This is a genomic window from Acinetobacter sp. YH12068_T (assembly GCF_024606005.1).
Classification (GTDB): Bacteria; Pseudomonadota; Gammaproteobacteria; order Pseudomonadales; family Moraxellaceae; genus Acinetobacter; species Acinetobacter amyesii.
Window position 1 is genome coordinate 2,687,562 of the sequence record NZ_CP094555.1, and the last position, 16,199, is coordinate 2,703,760.

Genomic DNA, 16,199 nt, shown 5'->3' on the forward strand with positions numbered 1-16,199 from the left:
GCTTTATGTATAACATGTTTAATCCAGTGAAAGCTTGTCAGTTTTTCTGAAAAGTAACGTTAAAATGTGAATTATCACTTTGCTTTTAAAATCACTTAAGGTACAAAAATTCAAAAAATATAATTTTTTTATAAAAATCCCTTGAAAAAAATCAGCACAGACCGATATTGATACATGTACAAGGATCAAACGATCTTGTTAGTGAACAGTGGATGCCAAGCATCACTGAGCATTTCTTATTGTTACAACTTTGCTTATTAAAGAGAGTTCTAATTATGAGTAGTTTAAATCTTAACCCACTTTTCCGTCGTAGCATTGGTTTTGATCGTTTCAACGATTTATTTGATTATGCCATGCAAAGCGACACACCAAATTACCCGCCATACAATATTGAAAAAACGGCTGAAAATAGCTATCGCATTGTGGTGGCAACCGCAGGTTTTACAGAAGATGAACTTTCGCTAAACTTAGAAAATCAAGTGCTAAGCATTTCAGGTAAACCAACTGAAGCGCAAGATACAACTGTGGAATTCCTGCATAAAGGCATTGCTCGTCGTACATTTAAACTGTCTTTACGCTTAGATGAACATATAGAAGTGCAACAAGCCCTATATGAAAATGGTTTATTGACAGTGGACTTACAGCGTATTATTCCTGAAGAAAAACTACCACGCCAAATTCCAATTGGAAAAAAGGCATTGATAGAAAGTCCTGTCCAAGAAAATATCGCTGAGTAAACTCTCATAAAAAAAAGACCCTTCGGGGTCTTTTTTATATTAAGAAAATTAGTTAGATTCAAAACATGACAAACAAGAATAAAAAATCATGCCATCTCAAGAATATAGTGTCTCGATTCCAATTTATATGTTTCTTTTTTTATCTATTCTCAACTTAATCTTACCCATAGGTGTTTTTAATGAATCCTTGGTGGGTCTGGCTTACAAGCTGTTCATCTACTCTTTTTAAATTTTGGCGTATCTTGCAAAAAATAATCCTACTCTGTATTACTATCTATTTATATGAAATGTACTTTGTTCTGATTGCTTTTATGACATGGGATATACGACCTAATATTACCAAGATGAAACTCTATTGGAGGGTACTGAAAATCCCTATTTCACAGCCTGTTTTATGTAAATAGATCTCACATAGTTAGCTCAATAAAAAGCTTTGCTCACTTTATACCTACATTAAAACTAAATTAAAGCATTTCAAAACGTCTGAATCGGAACAACGATTTAATAACCGTTACGGCACAATTGAATTTGTCTTTATTCAAAAGAGCCTATTTAGTACCCTAAGGCATAAATTTGCGCTGATTAATTTCGCACTATTTTCTAATCACCACTCAGCAGACATTCTTGCTGCCCTTCAGCAACATTGGGATTTAAAACCCGACATCTAGACAAAAAAAGCACTGCAAATGCAGTGCTTTTTTAATGGATACTTACTTTTTCTTTTTAGGACCAAGTAGCATACCCATTTGACGGCCTTCCATTTTTGGTGTTTGTTCAACAACACCATAGTCAACCACGTCAGCTTCAATTTTTTGCAATTGAGCCAAACCTAACTGTTGGTGTGCCATTTCACGACCACGGAAACGAAGCGTGATTTTTACCTTATTACCTTCTTCAAGGAACTTGATAATGGCACGTAGTTTAACGTTGTAGTCACCAACATCAGTACCAGGGCGTAGCTTGATTTCTTTCACCTGTACTTGATGTTGTTTTTTCTTCGCTTCTTTTTGCTTTTGTTTTAGATCAAACAAATGCTTGTTAAAATCCATGATTTTGCAGACTGGTGGCTCAGCATTAGCAACAATCTCAACAAGGTCAAGATCTACTGCTTCTGCAGCACGCAAAGCGTCAGCAAGAGATACAATCCCTTTTTGCTCGCCATTTTCGTCTACTAGACGGACTTCTTTTGCACGAATTTCATCATTCAAGGCAGGACGGTTTGATTTTCCGCCCTGTTGATTACGGTCAGGCTGTTTAATCGCTTTTACTCCACAATGTACCGGCCGCGTTCGGCTACGGCTGCTTTTACTAGGTCAACGAATGCATCAATTGACATAGTACCCAAATTTTTTCCAGAGCGAGTACGGACGTTTACAGTACCTTCCTCAACTTCACGGTCTCCAAGAACCAATAAGTAAGGAATACGCTCTAAAGTACGTTCACGAATCTTAAAGCCGATTTTCTCATTTCTCAAGTCTGAAATCGCGCGGATACCGCTTTCTTTAAGTTTAGCGACGACTGACTCACATGCTTCAGCTTGTGAATCGGTAATGTTCATCACACATGCTTGAATTGGAGACAACCAAGGTGGCATGAAACCAGCATAGTGTTCAATAAGTATACCAATAAAACGCTCGAAACTGCCAAGTATTGCGCGGTGCAACATTACAGGCTGATCACGGTCGTTATCTTCAGTCACATAAGATGCGTCAAGACGTTCTGGTAAGTTAAAGTCACATTGAATTGTACCGCACTGCCATACACGACCTAAGCAGTCTTTCAATGAGAATTCAATTTTCGGACCGTAGAATGCGCCTTCACCCGGTTGAAGTTCCCATTCTAGGCCTGCAGCATCTAAAGCGTCTGCCAAAGATTTTTCTGCCATATCCCAAAGTTTGTCATCACCCACACGTTTTTCTGGACGTGTCGACAACTTCATTTGTACTTCTTCAAAGCCGAAGTCTTTATAAACATCTAATGTCAGTTTAATAAAGTCTGCAACTTCAGTACCGATTTGTTCTTTGGTACAGAAGATATGCGCATCATCTTGTGTAAAGCCACGTACACGCATAATGCCGTGTAATGAACCCGATGGTTCGTTACGGTGACATGAACCAAACTCAGCCAAACGAATTGGAAGATCACGGTAAGATTTCAAACCTTGGTTGAAGACTTGCACGTGACATGGGCAGTTCATTGGTTTTACAGCATAGTTACGGTTCTCTGAGTGAGTCGTAAACATGTTTTCAGCATAGTTTGCTGCGTGACCTGATTTTTCCCAAAGTGTGAAATCAACCACTTGCGGTGTACGGATTTCTTGGTAACCGTTGGCTTGTTGAACTTTACGCATGTATTGTTCAAGCACTTGGTAAATCGTCCAGCCGTTTGGATGCCAGAACACCATACCCGGCGCTTCTTCTTGCATATGGAACAAGTCTAACGCTTTACCAATTTTACGGTGATCGCGTTTTTCAGCTTCTTCAATACGTTTGATGTAGGCAGCTAGCTGCTTTTTGTCCGCCCAAGCTGTACCGTAAATACGTTGTAACTGTTCGTTTTTCGCATCACCGCGCCAGTAAGCACCAGAGATTTTAGTCAACTTGAACGATTTTAAGAATTTAGTATTTGGAACGTGCGGACCACGGCACATATCCAAGTAGTCTTGATGGTAGTACAAGCCCATTTCAGTTTCTTCAGGCATGTCTTCAATCAGACGCAGTTTGTATTCTTCGCCACGTGCAGTGAACTCTTTGATCACTTCATCACGTGGAGTCATTTTTTTGATGACATCATAGTCTTGGTCGATGAGCTTTTTCATGCGCTCTTCGATTGCTGCCATGTCATCTAAAGTAAACGGACGTGGCATCCAGATGTCATAGTAGAAACCTTCTTCAATGACAGGACCAATGACCATCTTTGCTTCTGGGAACAATTGCTTAACTGCATGACCCACCAAGTGCGCACAAGAGTGACGAATGATGTGAATACCATCTTCATCTTTAGGCGTGATAATTTGTAGGCTAGCATCTTCTGTAATTAAATCAGACGCATCAACTAAACGATCGTTTACACGACCAGCAACTGTATTTTTTGCTAGACCAGGACCGATGCTTTGAGCAACTTCCATCACAGACACGGCATGATCAAATTCTTTTTGATCGCCATTTGGCAAAGTGATAATTGGCATATAAAAATCCTTAAGGAGTGATGCCCCGTACAATGGAGCATGTCACCGCGAGATTATGATCGAGGGAGACCCTCAAAAGATAAAAACGGTGGATAAATAAAATTCGACCTAAATTTTACACGCCCTGCCAACTTTAATAAACCTCTAATCCCATGGAAGTTGATTTTTCTGCTGCCTTTTACAAGACTCCTGATAATTCAAGCAGATTTCAGCCGAAATACGCTTTATGCTGTCAACATAATAATCACGTTCTAATTCATAAAATTATTCCGAATTTCGAACACCTATACCCACTGAAATCTTTATGTAGGCAGGTATCATGCAAGCACATTCACTTATATCTTGGTCTAGTTTAAAACCGCTCCAACCCGCTTATGCCCTTGCAGCCAATGTCGATCTTGTGGTCTTACGGCTCGAAGATGATGATGTAGAAAAAGTCGTGGTCATGTATGGTCGCTGTCAGCATCGCGGCGCACTCATGGCCGATGCCCATATTCAAGGAGATAAAATCGTCTGTGGGCTGCATGGTTCTCACTATATTTATAAAACTGGCATCAATCCACGTTATCTGAATAAAAATCTGCAAAAATTTAAAGCGTGGGTGGAAGGCGATCAGGTTTTTGTAGATTTAGAAGAAATTACAGCTTGGGAAAAACGCAATCCACAGCAGTATAAACGCGATCAATACCAAGGTTTATATGCGGATTCGGCACCCGCACCTGAAGAACCGCGCAATAAATTTATTTTAGAACTCGCGCGAAATGGCTTAAGTAAATTTGGACATCATGGCCCGACAGCTGCCATGGGCGTGCCTTTCAATCAACTCCCGAAATGGGAGGACATTCAACTGATCACCGCACAACTGTGGAAAATTCCATTGTTAGATGATGCACCCGTAGCAACCGAAGTGGTAATTGGCCCAAATGCTAAAAAACCCTTAAAACTCAAAATCCCCCTGTTTGTGTCAGATATGAGTTTTGGTGCGTTATCTCAAGAAGCCAAAGTTGCCCTTGCAACAGGTGCTGAACTTGCAGGTACAGGCATTTGCTCAGGTGAAGGCGGAATGCTTGCTGAGGAACAAGTGGCCAACTCACGTTATTTTTATGAACTTGCATCGGGTCGTTTTGGCTATGACATCGAAAAAGTTAAAAAGTGTCAGGCCTTTCATTTTAAAGGCGGTCAAGCGGCAAAAACAGGTACGGGAGGACATCTGCCAGGCCATAAAGTGGTTGGTAAGATTGCAGAAGTGCGTAAATTACCAGAAGGCACCGCAGCCATTTCCCCTGCGACCTTCCCCGACTGGACGCATCTTTCACAATATCGTGAATTTGCAGAATATGTCCGAGCAGAAACCGGCGGCATTCCGATCGGCTATAAACTCTCTGCACAGCATATTGAACGTGATATTGATGCGGCTATCGCCATTGGTGTCGATTACATTATTTTAGATGGCCGTGGTGGTGGTACAGGTGCAGCACCTACGCTATTCCGTGACAATATCTCTGTTCCAACCATTCCTGCACTGGCACGTGCGCGTCGTCATTTAGATCGTTTAGGACGGTCAGATATTAGTTTAGTGATCACAGGTGGACTTCGTGTACCCGCTGACTTTATTAAGGCACTGGCTTTGGGAGCAGATGCCATCGCGATTTCAAACTCTGCCATGCAAGCCATTGGCTGTTTAGGTATGCGTGCCTGTCAGACCAATGATTGTTCTGTCGGCATCGCCACTCAACAAGATCATTTACGTCGTCGTTTAGAAATAGACAAATCGGCACAACAACTGGCGAATTTTCTAAATGCATCCGTTGAACTGATGCAAGTCATGGCACGTGCCTGCGGACATCATCATCTCAATCAATTCTGCAAAGATGACCTGACCACATGGAAAAAAGAAATGTCGAACCTCACGGGTATTCACTACAGTGGATTTGAGTAAGCTTCAAATCATGAGCTTTTTTCAAAACAATTGAACCTAAAAAGAGTCCATACGGGCTCTTTTTTATTCTCTGAAGGTCTCAAAGGCCATGAATTGATCAGCTTGGTACAACCAAAGCTGTGCAAATTGAGGGATGATCATTTCACTCTGGGTAGGGCGTAAAAAAATATAATCATCTACATCTATGCTGCTTGTCTGTGGAATTTGCACAAGCTCCTGATTACTACTGCGACCATATAACGCATGGGGCTGACTGCCTTGAGGATAAACATAGTCCCCTCGCCAATAGCCTCCATAAATAAATACAGCCTGATATTTTGCCCAACGACTGAGCCATTCTAACTGTGGTAATTCAGTCCGCGGCAACACTTTTAACACAGGCGTGGCGATCCACAAGGCACTTTGGAAAGCTTGTAAATTTTTCAGTTCAAAATCTGCAGGTTTTAATAACATCGAGCCAAACGAGACTTCGTTACAGACACTCTGCTGACAATGAAAACTAAAACTAGGACTACCACCACCATTCCAACAGGTGTGTTCATCACATAAGGTTGGGTAGCGCTGTTGTACATAAGCTTTGAATTGTTGATAACTTTGCTGGGACTGTTGATAAGTCTGTTCAGCAGATTGGATCAGCCGTGGAATCTTCGCCACATGTGCGTCGTAGCCCATCAATCCTGAAAATTTTAAATGTTGAGGATGTCGAACGATTACATCCAAAATAGCCTTTAGCTCATTGATGGTTTTCAGGCCACCACGGTGTAGCCCCACATCGATTTCGATATTGATGCGTAGACACAGTTGATGCTGCTCAGCAAATTTGAGGTATTGGGCTAAACGCTGTTCACTATCAATCAGCCATTGCACTTGCGATTGCGTTGCCTGCAAAACTGCCTTGTCTGCATGGTTCAAAGCCTGAATCGGCATCGGTTTTCCAAACAATACATCGGCTTGCGGAATCGATTCAAAAAGCGTTTTTAGATGTGCAAAATGAAATAGCATGAAACGCTGTGTCTGAAGCTGTGTAGCACAGTGTTGAAGCAATGCCATGCAGGCCAAGGATTTCACCACCAAGCGCGGATGCAGACGCTCTGGCATTTGCTGCTGAGTGATCACCAAGTTGTGATTTAATGCATCAACATCCACGATTAACTGGGGCATCCCCGTACCATTTTGTTTTAACAGCGAATTCAACTTTTGAAAATATGCATCCATGCCATCCCCTTTTTCATATCGTTCAATTGGTCTTCAACGTTTAACGTTCCACGATGCTTATTCAATCAGTAATTGCTGTAGCTCTGGACTGAGCCACTTTTGCTTTGGATCTAAATCTTGTCGAATCTTTAAAAAATCCTGCCACTTGGGATACACATTTTGAAGCTGCCGCGCATTTAGGCTATGCAATTTCCCCCAATGTGGTCGCCCGCCATATTTTAAAAAAATCGGCTCCACCAGCTTAAAGATGACTTGATAATCTTGCTTATAGAACTGATGCACCGAAATTGAGGCCGAATCTTGCTGATAAAACGGACTGAGCCAAATATCATCCCCACGTACAAGTCGATACTCTAGCGGAAAAAACATCGGCACCTTATGACGTCGAAGGGTATGCAAAATTTCTTCTAAACAATTCATCCCGTGTTGCAGCGGAATCTGGTATTCCATCTCATTAAATTTTGTATTTCGAGCAGAAGGAAATATTCGACTTGACCAATCTACGCTCATCGAAGGTTTGACAAAAACACCCAATAATTTTTGTAGCCATGGATTCAGTGGTGGAAAGAATCGCGTCAATTCTGCACAAAATTTGAGTAATACGTCGTCATCTAAGCACTGTTCTTTCCGCGGTTGAAGGTCATCTTCCGTCTCATCTAAGGTTTTTAAAATAACCTGATCGGCATGACTAAATGCCCAGAACTCAATATGTCGATGTGCATATTGCCATTGCTGCATATTCTGCATGACATCTTTCAGCGGACATAATCGCGTCTGTTCTTTGAGTTTATACATCGGTCGGTTTTGCAGCTGTACATGCGTCAGCACGCCTAAACTCCCGAGTGAAACACGCCCTGCTTGGAAAATTTCACTGTTCTGTTCAGCACTGCATTGTAGTAATTCGCCCTGCGCGGTTAATAATTTAAACCCCGTAACCAGTGCCGATAAACACGGTAATTCGAGTCCGGTACCATGCGTCCCTGTTGCAATAGCCCCAGCCAAACTTTGACGATCAATATCACCTTGATTGATCAGTGCCTGATCAAAAGAGGCGAGCTTCTCCCCCAAATCAAATAATCGTGTGCCAGCTTGGACGGTACTTTGGCAGCGTTCAGCATCGATATCTAGAATGCCTTTGAGATGATCTAAACTTACTAAGGTATCTGTGGTTTTTACCAAAGGGCTAAATGAGTGCCCTGCGCCAACCAAGCGAATCTTAGGATGGGATTGCACCACATCCATTAATTGCTCAAGATTTTGCGGTTGTATAAATGACTTCGGGATCGACTTCTGAGCACCTGACCAATTTTCCCATGCAATGTCGTGTTGAATTGTCATATTCATCCTTGTCGCCATACTTTTTATTGTATTTAGCCGTATTGTTTTATTTTTGATTTCCGCTTTTGCAATGTTAATGCACAAGCCATCTTGATTTTTTACTTAGATTATACGAAGTTTCGCATCTTCTCAAATTTAAGTTTATTGTTAAAAAACAGCAAATAAGCCACGATCAATTAAAGAAAATATCATTCGTTTATATCCCCACAAAGACTATTCAAGGCGCTCTACATTATTCGTTAAGCATCATTCAAACCGAATCAATAAAAAAGATCACACACGGAAATATCTGCCAAATTAGTATAAAAAACCAACAAACCCTGTATATTTTTCAACTAAATTATTTATGCTAAAAAATCAATTTTGAGAACCACAGGGTTCATTTTCGTCACCTTATTGTTTTTATTATGTTAAATTTCAATCACTTAAAAATTTAGTGTAAATACTCGACTAAAGCATAAATGCAGAGAAGCTACGGACTGAATTATTGTTAAGTCAGATTTAAAACAAATAGACATGGACTTGGAGTACCACGATGGTTAGCGCATACGATGAATTGCCACGGACCCCGGCAAATTTTGTGGCACTTTCGCCTCTACGTTATTTAGAGCGTGCAGCTTATATTTATCCTGATCAGGATGCCATTATCCATGGCAATCGTCATATTTCATGGCGCCAAACATATAACCGCTGTCGTCAATTTGCACATCAGTTGCAACAATTAGGCATTGGCAAAAACGACACCGTGTCTGTGTTATTACCGAACGTTCCGGCTATGGTTGAAGCACACTTTGCCGTACCGATGGCGGGTGCTGTACTAAATACGCTAAATACACGCCTTGATGCGAAAACCATTGCCTTCATGCTGGAACATGCAGAAACCAAAGTCCTGTTGGTTGACCCTGAATTTGCTCAAGTTGCCACCGAAGCTTTGGCTTTGATCGATCAAGACATTTATGTCATTGATGTTGCAGATGCTGAATTTGAAGGCACAGCACAACCGATTGGACAAATTGAGTTTGAAGACTGGTTGGCGCAAGGCGATGCCAACTTTGAATGGCACTTACCTCAAGATGAATGGGATGCGATTAGTTTAAGCTATACCTCGGGTACCACAGGGAATCCAAAAGGCGTGGTGTATCATCACCGCGGCGCATATATCAATGCAGCGAGTAACATCATTGCTTGCGGCATGACGCCACGTGCAACGTATCTGTGGACGCTTCCTCTATTCCACTGTAATGGCTGGTGCTTTGCTTGGACAATGGCAGCCAATGGCGGAACCAATATTTGTCTACGTAAAATTGACCCTGAACTGATTTTCAAACTGATTGCTGAACACAAAGTAGATTATTTCTGCGGTGCGCCAATCGTACTTTCAATGATGATCAATACGCCTGAAGAGAAAAAAGCACAATTTGACCATCGCGTTGAAGTGATGGTTGCTGGTGCAGCGCCACCTGCAGCGATTATTGAAGGGATGCGTAATATTGGTATCAATGTCACGCATGTCTATGGTTTGACTGAAACCTATGGTCCATCGGCACTCTGCGCATCGCAAGCAGGCTGGTCTGATCTTTCCATTCAAGAACAAGCACAGTTGCATTCTCGCCAAGGTGTGCCATACCCGCTTCAAGATGGCATGAAAGTCATTGATCCTGAAACCATGTTACCTGTTCCGCATGATGGCGAGACCATGGGTGAAATCATGTTCCGTGGCAACATCGTAATGAAAGGTTATTTGAAAAACCCAGAAGCAACGGCTGAAGCCTTTGCCGGTGGCTGGTTCCATACCGGCGACTTAGCCGTCTGCCAACCTGACGGTTATGCCAAAATTACTGACCGCTCTAAAGATGTGATCATTTCAGGGGGTGAAAACATTTCATCGCTCGAAGTAGAAGAAATTCTATATCAACACCCTGCTGTACTGACAGCTGCAGTGGTTGCAAAACCTGACCCTCGTTGGCAAGAAGTGCCTTGTGCCTTTATTGAATTAAAAGCAGGTAAAGAAGCAACGCCTGAAGAACTGATCGAATTCTGTAAGCAGCACCTTGCACGTTTCAAAGTACCTAAAGATGTAGTGATTACCGAAATTCCAAAAACCTCGACAGGTAAACTTCAGAAGTTCGTTCTCCGTGAATGGGCTAAAGAGCGCGCTGTTGGTGAATTTGGTTAATATTAAAACTCAAAAGCCAAGCATGATTTTTTCAATCATTTAAGCAAAAAAAGCGACCTAATCAGGTCGCTTTTTTGATGTGAAGTCTATAACTTCACGTTTTGCTTCAATGATCAGATCATGTTGAATTCTCTGATCATTGAGCTATCTAAGTACTTGACTATCTAATCATGCATTAGTTATCAGATAATAAAGCCACTTGTTGAATGTAGTTAAACAATTTCAACTTTGACGCAGACAGTTCTTCTTCGCTTACATTTTTTGCTATATCACGTTGAATACGCAAAATATGCTGACGAATAGGATGATGTTCAGCAGCATTATGTGCTTTCATGAACTCTTTAATGACGGGATCACCTTGGGCAATCATACGTTCAGTCCAGCGTTGAAGCTGTGCTGTTTTTTTCGCACCTTGCTGCGGGGTTAAGTAAGATAAAATCATGGTTTCATCTTCATTACGCAGTAATTTACCTACACGTTGAAACTGACGGCGTCGTGCTTCATGTGAAGTAATTGTTTGTGCATCTAGTAGTGCTTCGATCAGACGCTCTTCAACAGGAAGATTTTTAATCTGTTTAGGATTCAGTTTTGCAAGTTCCTCACCCAAAGCAGCCATACGTTGTACAGCTTTCTTTTGCTCAGTTTTACTTGCACGTCCTTCTAAGGATTCAAAGTCTTCTTCGGTATAGCGGTTCGGTCGACGTGCCACGTTTAATCTGCCTCGTAAAATTTTGCCGCAAACAGTGCTTGAATTTCAGATAAAGCTTTTTCTTCATCTGCACCTTCAATCACTAAGCGTAAAGTTGTGCCCTTGCCTGCGCCAAGCATCAGCAAAGACATAATATTTTTGGCATCTACTAATTTTCCACCCTTACCAATTTGAATCGACGAGCGAAATTTGGTCGTGACTTCGATTAGCTTGCCAGATGCACGCGCATGTAAACCCAGTTTATTAATTACGTCAACAGTTGTGTCGATCATGACCAGTGCTTCATTTCTCTATGTAGAACCTGAATAGACCATTTTGCCTCAAGTGCTTTTTTTAGTCTATCTACGATATATACCGAACGGTGTTGCCCACCTGTACAACCGATCGACACCGTCATGTAATGACGATGCCCTTCGGCAAATGCCGGCAGCCATTTATCCAAAAAATTATAAATATCTTGGAACATTTCATTGGTTTGTTCACTTTGTTGTAAAAACTGACTAACTGGCTCATCTAATCCTGAATACTTACGCAATTCCATATCCCAGTGTGGATTGGGCAAATGACGGACGTCAAAAACATAATCTGCATCGAGTGGAATACCATGCTTATAGCCAAAAGACTGTAAGATCAAAATTAAATTATCTACCTGTCCGAGTTTAGACAGCAAGGTATGTTTTAAATCATGTACGCTCTTGTCTGTAGTATCAATATGTACTGTCGAGCGTAATTGAATCGGCAACAGTAAAGATTTTTCTTCCTGTATGCACTCATTTAAACTTTTGAAACGACTTGCCAACGGATGGGGACGTCGAGATGAACTGAATCGCGCAATCAATTCCTGATCACGCGTGGTCAAATAAATAATATCGACTGAGCCATGGCGTTGTAGCTGTTGAAAAACCAAATCGAACTCTTGTAAATCTGCACGTGTACTGCGGACATCCACACCCAGTGCCAATTGTTCAAGATTATTTTCTGAATCGAGTTTTTCAACAATTTCGGGGAGTAAGGCCAATGGCAAATTATCGATACAGTAATAGCCCAAATCCTCAAGTATCTGTAATGCAGATGACTTTCCAGATCCAGATTGTCCTGTAACAATTAAAATGCGCTTCATCGCTTGCTACCCCATAGCCGTTTTAAACTGCAGTATATTTAACCTGCATATTATCAATAAGACGTGTTGCGCCTAATTTAGCCGCAATAAACAACACCACGTCTTGATCAAATTCTTCAATTTTCTGTAATTCAGGTGTACGTGCTTCAACATAGTCCACAACAAAACCCGCCGCTGTCAATGTTGCTTTAATATTCGCTAACACATCTGCAAGTTGAGTTCCAGCATGTAATTCTGCCTCAGCCGTTTTCAAGCTTTGGTAAATCGTTGGTGCAATCGCACGATTTTCCGCACTTAAATATCCATTGCGTGAACTCAATGCCAAACCATCTTCAGCACGAGTAATCGGCACACCAATCACTTCTAGTGGAATATTTAAGTCACGTACAAACTGACGAATCACTGCAAGTTGCTGGTAATCTTTTTGCCCAAAGAATGCAAAATTCGGTTGAACAATATTAAAGAGTTTTGTCACAACAACAGCAACACCGTCAAAATGACCCGGACGCTGTTCGCCACACAAATCATTGGTAATGCCGCCCACGCTAATATTGGTTAAGCGCGGTTTGTTGCCATACATTTGTTCAACAGTCGGTGCAAACACGATGTCACAACCCACTTCAGCCAATAAGTGCTGATCTTGTTCCAAAGTACGTGGATAGTTGTCAAAGTCTTCATTTGGACCAAACTGAATTGGGTTAACGAAAATACTCACCACCACGACATCACACAGTTTACGTGCTTCACGAACTAAATTGAGGTGACCTTCATGCAAGTTCCCCATCGTTGGTACAAAACCAATGATTTTGCGCGCAGCACGTGCTGGATTTAGCGATGCACTTAAACCTTGAATCGTTGTTTCAGTTTTCATGTCTTACAGCTCAATTTGGAATGTATGTTCTTTGGCAGGGAAACTACCATCAAGTACGGCAGCATGATACGCCTTAAACGCATCCACAATTGCTGTTTCCCCTGCTTGCTCTTTCATAAAGTTGCGAACAAATTTCGCCACGTGACTAAACGTCAGTCCCAACATATCTTGTTGAACCAAGACTTGAGCATCCGTTTCTGCACCGGCACCGATCCCAATCACAGGTGTATTTGGGAATAATTCACTAATTTCTTTACCCACTTGGGCAGGAACACATTCCAAAAGTAAAATTGCTGCACCTGCATCAACCACAGCTTTACAATCTGCAATGAGTTGATCCGCGGTTTCGCGTGTACGTGCTTGCACTTTATAACCGCCAAACACATGAACCGATTGCGGAGTTAACCCTAAATGCACACACACCGGAATACCATTACGGGTCAATACTTCAACTGTTTCTGACAACCATGCGCCACCTTCCAATTTGACCATCTGTGCGCCTGCTTGCATCACCATCTTTGAATTCACTAAAGCGTCATTCAAAGTGGCATAGGTCATAAATGGCAAATCAGTCAAAATAAACGCATGTTTATTGCCACGACGCACTGCTGCAGTGTGATATACCATATCTTCAACAGTGACAGGTAAAGTCGAGTCATTCCCTTGAATGGTCATCCCCAATGAATCCCCAATCAAAATGCTATCGACTTCAGCAACTTCCATTGCTTTTGCCATGCTCGCATCATAGCAAGTCAGGCAGGAGAATTTGCGGCCTTCCGCTTTAAATTTTTTCAAGTCACTTAGACTAATCATTTCAATATTCCTCAGATGACGGCTTTCTCAAGTGGTCATACAAAAATTAAAGATGGGCCCAGTTTCCTGCATCCAATACAGTTAAATTTGGATTATTCAAAATAGGTAAATCTTTTAATGGTTGTCCTTTAATCTGTAGATTCTCATCTAAATCCAACAAAGGTTTCAACACAAAATCACGTTCTAAAACACCAACATGAGGCACCGTCAAACGTTCATTTTGAATGTGCTGTTCACCATAAATCAGTAAATCTAAATCCAGTGTACGCTCCCCCCAATGACGTAGGCGTACACGCCCCGACTCTTGTTCAAAGCGTTGCAATTCATCCAACAAGGCCAAAGGTGCTAGATCAGTTTCTAATGCAACCGCTGCATTTAAATAATTCGGCTGATCTTGTGGCCCCATTGGCGGGCTTTGATACAGTTTTGAGACTTTCACTTTTCCGAGTGTTGCAAGTTTATGCACCGCTTCACTAAGGATCTGTAGAGAATCACCTAAATTACTGCCTAAACCAATATATGTCAGCGTCATTGTGTTGGCCCAAAAATAACCTGAGTCAAATCTCGTTTCACACGTTTACGTTTTAAAATCGGATGATCTGCACCGATTTCACCACTGGCTGACGCTGCAACGATTGACACTGTCTCTAGACTATTGGCATGTGATTTAGGCTTACGTTGACGGCGACTTCTGCTTTCTGGTTCATTTACCAGCGGTTCAATTTCAACTTGCTGATGAGTAGAAGTTTTGGCTTCCACATCTTCATGCGCCGCTTTACGACGACTCTTGGCACGTTGACGATTGTATTGGCTAATTGCTCGTTCTTTTTCGTCAGTGCTCATCTGCTGATAAGCATCCCACCACTGCCCCATGCCTTGCGTGCTTGTATCGCCCGATTTTTCACGCAGAAGCAAGAAGTCAAAGCCTGCACGGAAACGCGCATGACCTGATAGTGCTTCAATTTGTTGTGGTTTTGGATTCAGCAAACGGGTTTGCATTTCCCAAACTTCACGAATAAATGTTTCGGCAAAGCGTGGAATAATGGTTCGTGTAGCCTGACGCTTCAATACATCCAAGCCCGCTTGAGCACGCGCTTCAGCAGGAACCACACCTTTATTCAGATAGAACGTACAACGTTCTTGGAACGGAATCCACAATAACACGGCATAGAAAAATGCAGGGTTAATGGTTTTCCCAATCGAAATACGTTGATCGGTATTTTTTGCAGCCAACTCAATAAATGGCGTTACGACTGGTTTGATATCTGCAAATAATTGATACCAAATACCAAAATCGATCAGCATCGGTAAGACGCGATTGAGATGCCCCATGGTAAAAAGCTTTTGTGACTCATCGTATAAACGATGTGGAGACACATCACGCAGCAATTGAGTAAGTTCTGGAGTAAAGACATCCAGAATTTTTTGATCAATATTAAAGTTTAATTTGGCTGCAAAACGTAAAGTCCGAAGCATCCGCACAGGATCTTCTTCAAAACGTAGTTGTGGATCACCCAATAAACGCAACATTTTATGTTTTATGTCATCTACTGCATGACAAAAATCTAGCACTTCGCCTTTGCGTGGTTGGTAATACATTGCATTGATCGAGAAGTCACGACGTGCAAAGTCTTGCTCAATCGTACCCCAATTATTATCACGTAAAATCATGCCCGCAGCAGAAGTCACGGCTTTTTTAGGCGGCGCACGGAAGGTCGCAACTTCGATCAGTTCACGTCCTGAGTAGACATGCGCCAGCTCAAAACGACGACCAATAATTCGGCAACGTCGCCCGAAGACTTCTTTCACCTGAGCTGGTGTCGCATTAGTTACGGCATCAAAATCTTTAGGTGCATGACCCAACATTAGGTCGCGGACACTGCCACCCACGATATAAGCTTCATAGCCTGCCTTAGTTAAGGCATCAATCACATCTAAAATGGAAGAAGGTAATTGTGCGGTTGATAAACCACATTTGGACGCGCGCAAAGTTTGCAAAAGACGCTGTCTCCTACGTCTGAACGTAAAATTCTTAAGATGTCGCTAATGATATCTCTAACACAATCAAAGGGCAATTTGATTATCTCGATGCTC

The 16,199-nt window shown here is 41.9% G+C and carries 14 protein-coding genes; 3 read left to right on the plus strand and 11 right to left on the minus strand.

Annotated elements, in window-relative coordinates:
• The first annotated feature begins 275 nt into the window (after positions 1–275).
• Positions 276–737, plus strand: a complete 462-nt coding sequence (locus MST18_RS12840) for an Hsp20 family protein (protein WP_078192642.1) — start codon at positions 276–278, stop codon at positions 735–737.
• A 710-nt stretch (positions 738–1,447) separates the two neighbouring features.
• On the opposite strand, the gene infC is transcribed toward MST18_RS12840, so the two are convergent.
• Both infC and thrS read right to left on the minus strand, forming a co-directional pair.
• Positions 1,448–1,996 (minus strand): translation initiation factor IF-3, encoded by a 549-nt coding sequence (gene infC / locus MST18_RS12845; protein WP_078192643.1) that lies wholly within the window; start codon positions 1,994–1,996, stop codon positions 1,448–1,450.
• A 5-nt stretch (positions 1,997–2,001) separates the two neighbouring features.
• Entirely contained in the window at positions 2,002–3,924 is a 1,923-nt protein-coding gene (thrS, locus tag MST18_RS12850) for a threonine--tRNA ligase (protein ID WP_078189589.1), read from the minus strand.
• Between the two features lie 319 nt (positions 3,925–4,243).
• On the opposite strand from thrS, the gene MST18_RS12855 reads away from it, so the two are divergent.
• Positions 4,244–5,863, plus strand: a complete 1,620-nt coding sequence (locus MST18_RS12855; RefSeq protein ID WP_180132652.1) for a glutamate synthase-related protein — start codon at positions 4,244–4,246, stop codon at positions 5,861–5,863.
• 63 nt (positions 5,864–5,926) lie between these two features.
• Here MST18_RS12855 and MST18_RS12860 read toward each other — a convergent pair whose 3' ends face one another.
• Both MST18_RS12860 and MST18_RS12865 read right to left on the minus strand, forming a co-directional pair.
• Positions 5,927–7,078 carry an alanine racemase gene (locus MST18_RS12860; RefSeq protein WP_180132653.1) on the minus strand — a complete coding sequence of 384 codons (1,152 nt, stop codon included), beginning with the start codon at positions 7,076–7,078 and terminating at the stop codon, positions 5,927–5,929.
• A gap of 57 nt (positions 7,079–7,135) precedes the next feature.
• Positions 7,136–8,416, minus strand: a complete 1,281-nt coding sequence (locus MST18_RS12865; protein ID WP_180132845.1) for a D-arabinono-1,4-lactone oxidase — start codon at positions 8,414–8,416, stop codon at positions 7,136–7,138.
• A 535-nt stretch (positions 8,417–8,951) separates the two neighbouring features.
• Between MST18_RS12865 and MST18_RS12870 the strand changes: the two genes are divergently transcribed.
• Positions 8,952–10,592: an acyl-CoA synthetase gene (locus tag MST18_RS12870; RefSeq protein WP_180132654.1), complete on the plus strand. Its 1,641-nt coding sequence runs from the start codon at positions 8,952–8,954 to the stop codon at positions 10,590–10,592.
• A 175-nt stretch (positions 10,593–10,767) separates the two neighbouring features.
• On the opposite strand, the gene yjgA is transcribed toward MST18_RS12870, so the two are convergent.
• Genes yjgA through pcnB form a run of 7 tightly spaced genes read right to left on the minus strand, consistent with a single transcriptional unit; the run spans position 10,768 to position 16,103 of the window.
• Positions 10,768–11,301, minus strand: a complete 534-nt coding sequence (yjgA, locus tag MST18_RS12875; RefSeq protein WP_078192647.1) for a ribosome biogenesis factor YjgA — start codon at positions 11,299–11,301, stop codon at positions 10,768–10,770.
• A gap of 2 nt (positions 11,302–11,303) precedes the next feature.
• Positions 11,304–11,573, minus strand: a complete 270-nt coding sequence (locus MST18_RS12880) for an HPr family phosphocarrier protein (RefSeq protein ID WP_067763492.1) — start codon at positions 11,571–11,573, stop codon at positions 11,304–11,306.
• Positions 11,570–12,421, minus strand: coding sequence for an RNase adapter RapZ (gene rapZ, locus MST18_RS12885; RefSeq protein WP_180132655.1), 852 nt, complete (start codon positions 12,419–12,421; stop codon positions 11,570–11,572). The genes MST18_RS12880 and rapZ overlap by 4 nt, the downstream gene beginning before the upstream one ends.
• A 22-nt stretch (positions 12,422–12,443) precedes the next feature.
• Positions 12,444–13,292 (minus strand): pantoate--beta-alanine ligase, encoded by an 849-nt coding sequence (panC, locus tag MST18_RS12890; protein ID WP_078192648.1) that lies wholly within the window; start codon positions 13,290–13,292, stop codon positions 12,444–12,446.
• Positions 13,293–13,295: 3 nt separating this feature from the next.
• Positions 13,296–14,105 carry a 3-methyl-2-oxobutanoate hydroxymethyltransferase gene (panB, locus tag MST18_RS12895; protein ID WP_180132656.1) on the minus strand — a complete coding sequence of 270 codons (810 nt, stop codon included), beginning with the start codon at positions 14,103–14,105 and terminating at the stop codon, positions 13,296–13,298.
• A 46-nt stretch (positions 14,106–14,151) separates the two neighbouring features.
• A complete protein-coding gene (gene folK, locus MST18_RS12900) occupies positions 14,152–14,637 on the minus strand; it encodes a 2-amino-4-hydroxy-6-hydroxymethyldihydropteridine diphosphokinase (RefSeq protein WP_078192650.1) in 486 nt (161 codons plus the stop codon).
• On the minus strand, positions 14,634–16,103 hold the full coding sequence (gene pcnB, locus MST18_RS12905; RefSeq protein WP_180132657.1) for a polynucleotide adenylyltransferase PcnB: 1,470 nt from the start codon (positions 16,101–16,103) through the stop codon (positions 14,634–14,636). The genes folK and pcnB overlap by 4 nt, the downstream gene beginning before the upstream one ends.
• Positions 16,104–16,199 lie beyond the last annotated feature (96 nt).

Excerpts from the sequence above, each read along its gene's own strand:
- rapZ (WP_180132655.1), bottom strand. The coding sequence starts at position 12,421 with ATGAAGCGCATTTTAATTGTTACAGGACAATCTGGATCTGGAAAGTCA.
- MST18_RS12855 (WP_180132652.1), top strand. The coding sequence starts at position 4,244 with ATGCAAGCACATTCACTTATATCTTGGTCTAGTTTAAAACCGCTCCAA.
- MST18_RS12870 (WP_180132654.1), top strand. The coding sequence starts at position 8,952 with ATGGTTAGCGCATACGATGAATTGCCACGGACCCCGGCAAATTTTGTG.
- panB (WP_180132656.1), bottom strand. The coding sequence starts at position 14,105 with ATGATTAGTCTAAGTGACTTGAAAAAATTTAAAGCGGAAGGCCGCAAA.
- folK (WP_078192650.1), bottom strand. The coding sequence starts at position 14,637 with ATGACGCTGACATATATTGGTTTAGGCAGTAATTTAGGTGATTCTCTA.
- MST18_RS12865 (WP_180132845.1), bottom strand. The coding sequence starts at position 8,416 with ATGACAATTCAACACGACATTGCATGGGAAAATTGGTCAGGTGCTCAG.
- MST18_RS12860 (WP_180132653.1), bottom strand. The coding sequence starts at position 7,078 with ATGGATGCATATTTTCAAAAGTTGAATTCGCTGTTAAAACAAAATGGT.
- panC (WP_078192648.1), bottom strand. The coding sequence starts at position 13,292 with ATGAAAACTGAAACAACGATTCAAGGTTTAAGTGCATCGCTAAATCCA.
- MST18_RS12880 (WP_067763492.1), bottom strand. The coding sequence starts at position 11,573 with ATGATCGACACAACTGTTGACGTAATTAATAAACTGGGTTTACATGCG.
- thrS (WP_078189589.1), bottom strand. The coding sequence starts at position 3,924 with ATGCCAATTATCACTTTGCCAAATGGCGATCAAAAAGAATTTGATCAT.
- MST18_RS12840 (WP_078192642.1), top strand. The coding sequence starts at position 276 with ATGAGTAGTTTAAATCTTAACCCACTTTTCCGTCGTAGCATTGGTTTT.